At 45.3% G+C, this 9,589-nt stretch carries 8 protein-coding genes and 1 pseudogene (1 of these 9 cut by a window edge); all 9 read left to right on the top strand.

The genetic code is table 11. The features are described 5' to 3' along the window. Positions 1 to 211, top strand: a 211-nt coding sequence (locus tag QZL64_RS08970) for a DNA translocase FtsK (protein WP_296309506.1), incomplete at its 5' end; no start/stop codon positions are given. A 78-nt stretch (positions 212 to 289) separates the two neighbouring features. Beyond that, on the top strand, positions 290 to 739 hold the full coding sequence (locus QZL64_RS08965; protein WP_021841659.1) for a helix-turn-helix domain-containing protein: 450 nt from the start codon (positions 290 to 292) through the stop codon (positions 737 to 739). A gap of 29 nt (positions 740 to 768) precedes the next feature. Next, entirely contained in the window at positions 769 to 2,742 is a 1,974-nt protein-coding gene (locus QZL64_RS08960) for a YgiQ family radical SAM protein (protein WP_021841658.1), read from the top strand. Positions 2,743 to 2,769: 27 nt separating this feature from the next. Beyond that, positions 2,770 to 3,813 carry an extracellular solute-binding protein gene (locus QZL64_RS08955; RefSeq protein ID WP_247239736.1) on the top strand — a complete coding sequence of 348 codons (1,044 nt, stop codon included), beginning with the start codon at positions 2,770 to 2,772 and terminating at the stop codon, positions 3,811 to 3,813. Beyond that, complete coding sequence (gene rimO, locus QZL64_RS08950; RefSeq protein WP_021841656.1) at positions 3,810 to 5,156, top strand: 30S ribosomal protein S12 methylthiotransferase RimO; 1,347 nt, start codon at positions 3,810 to 3,812, stop codon at positions 5,154 to 5,156. Before QZL64_RS08955 ends, rimO begins: the two co-directional genes overlap by 4 nt. 125 nt (positions 5,157 to 5,281) lie before the next feature. After that, the gene (locus tag QZL64_RS08945) at positions 5,282 to 6,526 is read left to right on the top strand and encodes a competence/damage-inducible protein A (protein ID WP_021841655.1); all 1,245 of its coding nucleotides are present in this window, start codon (positions 5,282 to 5,284) and stop codon (positions 6,524 to 6,526) included. Positions 6,527 to 6,660: 134 nt separating this feature from the next. Then, positions 6,661 to 7,692 carry a recombinase RecA gene (recA, locus tag QZL64_RS08940; RefSeq protein ID WP_021841654.1) on the top strand — a complete coding sequence of 344 codons (1,032 nt, stop codon included), beginning with the start codon at positions 6,661 to 6,663 and terminating at the stop codon, positions 7,690 to 7,692. A 4-nt stretch (positions 7,693 to 7,696) separates the two neighbouring features. After that, a complete protein-coding gene (locus QZL64_RS08935; RefSeq protein ID WP_021841653.1) occupies positions 7,697 to 8,194 on the top strand; it encodes a regulatory protein RecX in 498 nt (165 codons plus the stop codon). A 182-nt stretch (positions 8,195 to 8,376) separates the two neighbouring features. Then, a pseudogene (gene rny / locus QZL64_RS08930) lies at positions 8,377 to 9,589 on the top strand (ribonuclease Y) (it continues 322 nt past the right edge of the window).

Genomic DNA, 9,589 nt, shown 5'->3' with positions numbered 1-9,589 from the left:
TGAACTCTTAGAACGGGCGATTGAGCGCGTTATGAGTGAAGGTCAGGCTTCTACGTCCATGTTGCAACGTCGCTTCCGAATCGGTTATTCCAGGGCGGCTCGCTTAGTGGATACGATGGAAGAAATGAAAATCATCGGGCCTGCTAACGGCAGTAAACCGCGCGATATTTTAATGACACCGGAAGAAGTGAAAACGCGTTATTTCTCATAGGATTTTATGAGTTAAAAACTAGAAGCATTGGTAGAATTAGAAAGTTAAAATGATGTTAGAATTTAAAGGAGGCCGAACTTGTCAACGATAGGCGAAGAATTACGTCGAGAACGTACACGGCGAGGTCTGACTATTAAAGATATTGAACAGGCTTTACACATCCGCTCCGCGTATTTGGAAGCGATTGAAGAGGACAATTATAAGATTATCCCCGGTGATGTGTATGTAAAAGGCTTTATCGGCAATTATGCGGATTTAATGGGCCTTGAACGACATCGCATGATTGATCGTTATAAAAGTTTAATCGGTGAGCCCTTGGGCGTACCTTTGCGGCGAGTAAAACCGCGTAAACTTGTTCATCATGAAGATGTTGAACGGGAAGTGGACATTGTAGTACCTCATTCCAAGCGCTTGAGCTATACGTCACGGCAGCAACGTCGTCAGAAGACGTTGGCTCAGGAGCGATTAGCCGTATCTGTTATTGTTATTTGTATAGTTGTATTTTTAGGCTGGTTATTTTTTGTGTAAATACAGTATAAATTAAGGAGATATGTGTAGTGAGCGACTTTTTAATTACGGAACGGGCGGAGATGGAAGCACGCGGTTGGGCTGAACTCGATTTCGTGTTGATTACCGGTGATGCCTATGTGGATCACCCCTCTTTTGCCGGTAGTGTGATTGGCCGACTGTTGGAGCACCACGGTTATCGGGTGGGGCTCATTGCACAGCCCGACTGGCAAGATGTAAATGCCTTTAAAGTGCTGGGCAAACCTCGATTGGCTTCGTTGGTAACAGCCGGTAATCTTGATTCTATGCTTAATAAATTTACGGCGGCTAAAAAATTCCGCCACAATGATGATTATTCACCGGGCGGTGAAAGCGGTCATCGGCCGGATCGGGCGACACTGGTATATGCGAACCGCATGCGTGAAGCATTCCGTGATGTGCCCGTAATCATCGGTGGGATTGAAGCGAGTTTGCGCCGTTTTGCCCATTATGATTACTGGTCCGATACGGTGCGCCGTTCGCTCTTGGTTGATAGTAAAGCGGACGTACTCATCTACGGTATGGGTGAAAAACAGATTTTAGAATTGGCGAAAGCCTTGGATGAAAATCGTCTGATCGAGCAATTGCCAACCATTAAAGGGATTTGCTACATGTCAAAGACTTTGCCGGAAGGAAAAATCAAGGAATGTCCGTCTTATGAAATAGTGAAAGAAGATAAGAAGCAATTTGCTGAAGCTTTTCGCATTCAATATTATGAACAAGATCCGTTTATCGGCAAAACCGTGGCTCAGCTTCACGGGGACCGTTATGTGATTCAAAACAGTCCCGCTTTGCCGCTCACGCAGGCTGAAATGGATGAAGTATACAGTTTGCCGTTCACGCGGCGTTGGCATCCTCGTTATGATGCGAAGGGCGGCGTGCCGGCACTTAGGGAAGTGCAGTTTAGTCTGGTAAGCCATCGCGGCTGTTTCGGCAGCTGCTCCTTCTGTGCCATTACGAGCCATCAGGGACGCATTATTCAGAACCGTAGTCATGAATCGCTCATCGCTGAAGCGGAACGTATGATAGCCATGCCTGATTTTAAGGGCTATATTCATGACGTAGGTGGTCCGACGGCAAATTTCCGCCACACGGCTTGTGAGAAACAGGGAACTAAAGGTGCGTGCCCCGGTAAGAACTGTGCGGCCCCTCATGCCTGTGAAAATCTCGACACCAGTCATGATGATTATTTAGCAATATTGCGTAAATTGCGTAAGCTCAAAGGCGTTAAGAAGGTCTTTGTGCGCTCCGGTTTACGCTATGACTATGTATTGGAAGATAATAACCGCGAATTTGTGAAAGAATTATGCGAACATCATGTAAGCGGTCAGCTGAAAGTGGCACCGGAACATGTGTCGGAAGCGGTTACGGAAATCATGGGGAAAGCGGACAAAACCGTTTTCCTCAAATTTAAAGATTGGTTTGAAACGGCTAATCGCCAATTAGGTAAGAAACAATTCTTAGTTCCTTACTTTATGAGTTCTCATCCCGGTTGTACCTTGGCTGACGCCGTTGAACTGGCGGAGTTTTTACGGGATCAGAAGATGACGCCGGAACAGGTGCAGGACTTTATTCCTACGCCGGGCAGTTTATCCACCGCCATGTATTATACGGGTATTAATCCGCTCACCGGCGAAGCCGTCTATGTGGCCAAAAAAGGGCGCGACAAAGCGATGCAGCGGGCACTTATGCAATATAAGAATCCCGATAACTATGACTTAGTCCGCGAAGCCTTGGTAAAGGCAGGGCGTACCGATTTAATCGGCTTCGGACCTTTGTGCTTAATTCCGCCTCGTCCAATCGGACGTAATAAGGCCGGTAATCAGCATAGAAAGCAGACCGGTAATCAGCCGCCAAATCGACGGACTCAAGGTGGTCGGTCCGGCTCCGGCAGAAGTCAGGGGTCAAAGTCGAACGACCGTGGCAAAATCAGTATAAGTAAACAGTCAAAACGAGGTGGTTTGGCTGGCAATAGACGACCTTAGTGTGTCATAATGGAGGCGGGCATGAGCATGAAACGATTTTGGCCTATCGCATTATTAATAGCCTTTGTTCTCGGCATGTTTGCAGCGGGAACATATTTTGAAAAAACTGAAGAAAAAGAGCGTACGGCCATTCCGGTTAAAGCGGAGCTGACGATTTATACGGACCTGCCTTCCAACTTGACCACTTTGTTGGCGCAACAGTATGAAATGCAGTACCATGTACGCCTCACCATGTTGCCGATTACGGAAGAACAGATGGCAACGCGTATGACCTTGCCCGCATCCGATCAAAAGGGCGATTTGGTCATCACGACCCGAGATAATTTAGACATCGGTGTTAAATATAATCAATTAAAACCGGTCCTTACCGAAGGGGTAGACGAAATATCCGATCGTTTTAAAAATAACGATGCCCTTTGGGTCGGCATTTGGTATGACCCGGTTGTATTTGCCCAGAGCGATGCCTTTTATAATCGCATGGGCCGCTATGTAACGGCCTGGCAATCATTAATTCTTCCCGGCGATTGGCGCATCATTATGACAGACTTTGTAGCTTCGCGCAGTGCGGCGAATATTTTATACAGCTTTGTCGAAATGAACGGGGAAGAACAGGGTTTGCATTATTTTGTGGAATTAAAACCGCATGTGGTGCAATACGCGAAATTTTTATCGACACCGATTCGCTTGGCCGCCTTGGGTGAAACTGATTTGGGTATCGGTAACTATTCTGACGGTCAGCAATATGTGAACCATAAATATCCGGTGAAAATTATTTTCCCCGCTGACGGTACACCGTATTACTTGACCGGTGTGGGTATGTTAAAAGGCACAACCCATGAAGAAGAGGCGACCCAAGTTATTAAATGGTTATTGTCAAAACAAGTGTCGCAATTTTTGCAAGACAATGGCTTTTATTATGTGTACACCAATCCGGAATTGCCAAATCCGGTGGATTCTTTAGGCCGTGAATTGGTTCTTTGGGATACCAAGGGTGGTTACACGGAAGACGGCAAAAAAGTATTGTTGGATAAATGGATTAGCCAAGTGCGCTTTAGAAAGGATATACAATGAGTAAAAAATTAGGCTATGTGAGTTTAGGCTGTGCCAAAAACCTGGTGGATACGGAGATTATGCTGGGGGCCCTCAAGGATAACGGCTATGAAATCACGGAAACCTTGGATGAAGCAGAAATTATCATCGTTAATACCTGTACGTTTATTGAAAAAGCTAAACAAGAATCGATTAATACGATTTTAGAAATGAGTGAATATAAGCAATTCGGCGCTTGTCGCGGCTTGATTGTGGCCGGTTGTTTAAGTCAGCAGTATCAGGAAGAGCTATTTGCGGAAATTCCTGAAATCGACGCCCTCATCGGTACCGGTTCATGGAATCGTATCATGGAAGCTATCGAAGCGATTGATGATGGCAAACGTATCTGCATTATGGACTCGATTACCAATATTTATAATGAACGCATGCCGCGTATGCAGACTACACCGACGTACAGTGCCTATGTAAAAATTGCCGAAGGTTGTGACAATGGTTGTACTTTCTGTATTATTCCAAAAGTACGTGGTGCTTACCGCAGCCGTACAATTGAATCCATCGTAGAAGAGGTGGAGCGTTTAGCCGCTATGGGCGTTAAAGAAATTAATCTCATTGCTCAGGATACAACGAGTTACGGCTCCGATCTTAACAATGGTAAACCGATGTTGGCGGAACTCTTAAAAGCCCTCGTAAAAGTGGAAGGTATAGAGTGGTACCGTTTATTGTACTTATATCCTAAATATTTCACCGATGAGCTTTTGGATCTTATTGTAGCGGAACCTAAGATTTGTAATTATATCGACTTGCCGTTGCAACATATTAATGACGATATTTTGCGTCGCATGAATCGTAAAGACCGTAAAGCGGATATTGTGAATTTATTGCAAAAAGTTCGCAGCAAAGCGAGTCACGTAACGCTTCGTACATCCCTTATTGTAGGTTTCCCCGGTGAAACGGACGAACAGTTTGAAGAACTTTGCGAATTTGTCAAAGACGTTCGCTTCGATAATATGGGCGTATTTACTTACTCTCAGGAAGACGGTACACCGGCAGGCGCTATGAATGACCAAGTTCCGGAAGAGGTCAAGGAAGAACGTTATCATGCGTTGATGGCCATTCAGGCGGCCATTTCAGAGGAAAATAACCGTGACTTAGAAGGCACGGAGCACGAAGCGATTATCGAAGAAATCAGCGAAGACGAACATGGTCATTTATTGGCTAAAGGCCGCTTGGAAACGCAGGCGCCTGATGTAGACGGCAATATGTACATTGAAGATGTGGCAGGCCTTGAAGTGGGGCAAATCGTGCCGGTTACAGTGGCCCAAGGCTTTGCTTATGACGTGGTAGCCGAAGTGCGCACTAAGTAATTTCTGAGAAGTAATTCCCAAGAAGTAATTCCCAAGAAGTAACGCGCTTTCAGGCGAACTGACGGAATTTGAAGTAACAAAGAAATCGGTATCCGTAATCCCGAATGGGAGAATTGAGGCAAATGATGATAGTAGAATTGATTTCAACAGGTTCAGAATTGTTATTAGGCGATACCATTAATACCAATGTGGCGTGGTTGGCGCGTGAGCTCAATAAGCTCGGTTATACCGTAGCGTTTCAAAGCACAATTGGCGATAATCCGACGCGAATGGAAGACTGTTTTAAATTGGCCGGCAGCCGTGCCGATTTAGTGGTTTGTACCGGTGGTTTGGGACCGACTCAGGGGGATATTACCCGTCCATCCTTGGCAAAAGCCATTGGTCTTGAATTGGAGCTCAATGCTGATGCAGAACGCATGGTAAAAGCCTTTTTTGCCAACAAAGGGCGGGAAATGCCGGATCCGAGCCGTCGGGAAATGATGTTGCCCGTTGGCAGCCAAGCGCTCATGAATAGTTGCGGCGTAGCGCCCGGCGTAGCCGTTCAAGCTGAAGGCACGACGTATATACTTTTGCCGGGACCGCCGGCAGAAATGAAAGCCGTATTTGATGAATCGGTGCGCCCGTATTTGATGGAACATTTTGGCGGTCAAGGTGTTGTTCAATCTCATCGCTATGCGGTGTATGGTATGCGCGAACTGGAGTTGGAATCAGCTCTCATGGATTTAGTCAAAGCACAGCAGAATCCGACCATTGCTTTTTTAATTAAAAACGGCTATATCGAATTACGGATTACGGCAAAAGCTATGACGCCGGAAGAGGCGGAAGCTTTATTGGCTCCATGGGATGCTATCTTGCGGGAACGCCTCGGCGATTCCTTAGGGCGCCGTTTAGAAAAATCCATGCTGGAACTGGTAACGGATGCCTTATTGGAGGCTGAAGCTACGGTGGCTACCGCCGAATCCTGTACAGGTGGCTTGGTGGGGAAAAAGCTCACTGAAATGCCGGGCAGCAGTGCTTATGTACAGGGCGGAGTCATTTCCTACTCCAATGAAGTAAAACACAAAGTACTCGGCGTGCCGCAAGAAGAATTGGATACTTATGGCGCTGTCAGTGAAGAAGTGGCCAAGTCCATGGCGGAAGGTACGCGTAAACTGTTAGGGACAACGTATGGCGTATCTACGACCGGTATTGCCGGACCGGGCGGCGGAACGGCAACAAAACCGGTAGGCCTTGTATATATCGGGGTTTCCGGGCCTAACGGTACGGTAGCCTATCGCAATGATTTTATCGGTGACCGTGAAAGTATTCGTCAGAGTACGGCGGAACGAGCCTTATATCTCTTGTATCAGGCTATAACCGGTAAACGATAAGGTGTTACTTATACTTTTAGAAGTTCTACGTTTACGTTGTGAGCGGAAGGCTTGTTGCAAAAGTATGCTTATCAATTTTAAAGATTAATATATTTATTAAGTCATGTATGATATGACAAAGAAAGGATTATATCATGGAAGGTAGAGAACAAGCCTTAGACAATGCGTTGAAGAAAATCGAGAAAGATTATGGTAAAGGTGCTATTATGCGCCTTGGCGATATTACGGACCGCATGAATATTGAAGTTATTTCCACCGGCTGTTTGGCTATTGACCTTGCTGTAGGTGTAGGTGGTTTTCCCCGCGGCCGTGTTATTGAAATTTATGGCCCTGAATCCTCCGGTAAAACAACCGTAGCTTTGCATGCTATTGCAGAAGCACAAAAGGGTGGCGGCATTGCGGCCTTTATTGATGCGGAACATGCGCTCGATCCTGTATATGCCCGTCATTTGGGTGTCGATATTAATAACTTATTAGTATCTCAGCCGGATAATGGTGAACAGGCTCTTGAAATTACAGAGTCCCTCGTTCGCAGTGGTGCTGTTGATATCATCGTTGTCGACTCCGTAGCAGCGTTGGTACCGAAAGCCGAAATCGAAGGTGAAATGGGCGATGCTCACGTAGGTTTGCAGGCTCGTTTAATGAGTAAAGCGCTTCGTAAATTAACAGGTATTATCAGCAAATCTCGTACGGTTGTAATTTTTATCAACCAGTTGCGTGAAAAAGTTGGCGTTATGTTCGGTAATCCGGAAACAACGACCGGTGGCCGTGCCTTAAAATTCTATTCCACCATTCGCCTCGATGTGCGTAAAGGGGAAGTTATTAAACAAAATAATGAAAACGTAGGTAACCGAACTAAAGTAAAAGTTGTTAAGAATAAAGTGGCACCGCCATTTAAAACTGCTGAATTTGATTTGATGTATGGCAGTGGCGTTTCCTATGAAGGTACTTTAATTGATATCGGTACCAACATGGAAATTATTAAAAAATCCGGTGCTTGGTACTCTTACAATGATGAACGTATGGGCCAAGGTAAGGAAGCGGCTAAAGAATACTTACGTTCTAATCCGGAAATCGCTCATGAAATCGATACTATCATTCGTGATACTTTGATGGCGGAACCGGAAACTTTTGATGTAGTCGGCGAAGAAACGACGGAAGAATAATTCGATGGCTTTGACCAAAGAATATACGCTTACAACGGCCATAGACCAGGCGATGCGCTTTTTGGCGCCTCGCTTCCTGAGCCGCTTGGAGCTGACGCAAAAACTTCAGCGTAAAGGCGTGCCGGCCGATTTAATACATCAAGTATTGGAGCGTCTGGAAGACCTTGATTACATCAACGACGAACGTTTAGCTCATGATGCATTACAATTATACATAAGTGAAGCTAAATACAGTGTTCAGTTCATTCGTAATAAGCTTTATCAACGAGGCTTGCCAATTGGGAATGAACTTTCGCAGTATGATGAAACTGAGCCGGCCCTTAAGTTGGTGGTTCGTCATTTTATCGGTGTTGATGCGGCAGCAGAGGCCGAGTGGTTTGATAACACTTGGCCTCTGGAGGCCCGCGTTGAATACAAGAAAGTTTTTAACTATTTGAAAAACCGTGGTTTTAGCGCCGGAACAATCCGGAATATCTGTGACCGGGTTGCTCGCTATGAGTAGTCTATATAGAGTTTACCTTGACAGGGGATTGATGACAGACTACAATTATAGTAGTCTCACAGTAGTGGGCAAATTTCAAATATGTATGAAACAGACGGCAATTTAGGAGAAGACGAAAGCGCTTCTTACTTTTATATGAGGAGGTGAACATTATTTTAGAGTATAGTATTATTGCCGTTGTAATGGTGCTTATCGGTCTTGGTGTAGGCTATATGATGCGTAAGAACATCGCTGAAGGGAAGCTTAACCGTGCTGAAACTGAAGCGGCTCGTATTGTAGCTGATGCTGAGCGATTGGCTGAGTCTAAGAAAAAAGAAGCCTTAGTAGAAGCTAAGGAAGAAATTCATAAACTTCGCAGTGAAGCGGATAAAGAAAACCGAGATCGACGCAATGAATTACAACGTTTAGAACGACGTATTCTTCAGAAAGAAGAACATCTCGACGGTAAATTGGAATCCTTAGAGAAAAAAGAAGATGCGTTGCATCGTAAAGAACAAGAAACAAAAACTTTAAAAGAACGTACAGAAGCTCTGTACGACCAACAAATGGCGGAATTAGAACGTATTTCCGGCATGACATTTGAGGAAGCGAAAGGAATTTTACTTTCCAATGTAGAACAAGAAATTCGTCACGAAACGGCGGTTCTTGTTAAAGATTTAGAGCAACAAGCCAAGGAAGAGGCTGAAAAGAACGCCCGAGAAATTATTGCATCCGCAATTCAACGTTGTGCTGCGGATCATGTTGCAGAGTCTACCGTATCGGTAGTAGCTCTTCCAAATGATGAAATGAAAGGGCGAATTATCGGTCGTGAAGGCCGAAACATTCGTGCCCTAGAAACCTTAACAGGTATAGATCTTATCATTGATGATACCCCTGAAGCAGTTATTCTCTCCGGCTTTGACCCGATTCGCCGTGAGGTAGCGCGTATTGCCCTTGAGAAATTGATTGTTGACGGCCGTATTCATCCGGCTCGCATCGAAGAAATGGTTGGTAAAGCTCGTAAAGAGGTTGACCAAGTTATTAAAGATGCGGGGGAACAGGCAACTTTTGAAGCCGATGTACATGGCTTACATCCTGAAATTATCCGTATTTTAGGTCGCTTAAAATATCGTACCAGCTACGGTCAAAATGTATTGAAACACTCCGTTGAAGTGGCTCATTTGGCCGGCATGATGGCAGCCGAATTAGGTTGTGACGTAACCCTTGCTAAACGCGGTGGTTTACTCCATGACTTAGGGAAAGCGCTTGACCACGATATGGAAGGCTCCCACGTACAGATTGGTGTGGATGTAGCTAAGAAATACCATGAAAGTGTATTGGTACAGAACTGTATCGGTGCTCATCATGGGGATGAAGAATTCAAATCGGTTGAAGCCGTATTGGTGGCAGCTGCTG

The sequence above is a fragment of the Veillonella sp. CAG:933 genome, assembly GCF_000431435.1.
GTDB lineage: Bacteria > Bacillota > Negativicutes > Veillonellales > Veillonellaceae > Veillonella_A.
This window is presented reverse-complemented; position numbering and strand designations above follow the sequence as displayed.

What these genes read in the sequence shown, in the direction of transcription:
- recA (WP_021841654.1), top strand. Translation starts at nt 6,661, where the DNA reads ATGGAAGGTAGAGAACAAGCCTTAGACAATGCGTTGAAGAAAATCGAG.
- QZL64_RS08955 (WP_247239736.1), top strand. Translation starts at nt 2,770, where the DNA reads ATGAAACGATTTTGGCCTATCGCATTATTAATAGCCTTTGTTCTCGGC.
- QZL64_RS08945 (WP_021841655.1), top strand. Translation starts at nt 5,282, where the DNA reads ATGATAGTAGAATTGATTTCAACAGGTTCAGAATTGTTATTAGGCGAT.
- QZL64_RS08935 (WP_021841653.1), top strand. Translation starts at nt 7,697, where the DNA reads ATGGCTTTGACCAAAGAATATACGCTTACAACGGCCATAGACCAGGCG.
- rimO (WP_021841656.1), top strand. Translation starts at nt 3,810, where the DNA reads ATGAGTAAAAAATTAGGCTATGTGAGTTTAGGCTGTGCCAAAAACCTG.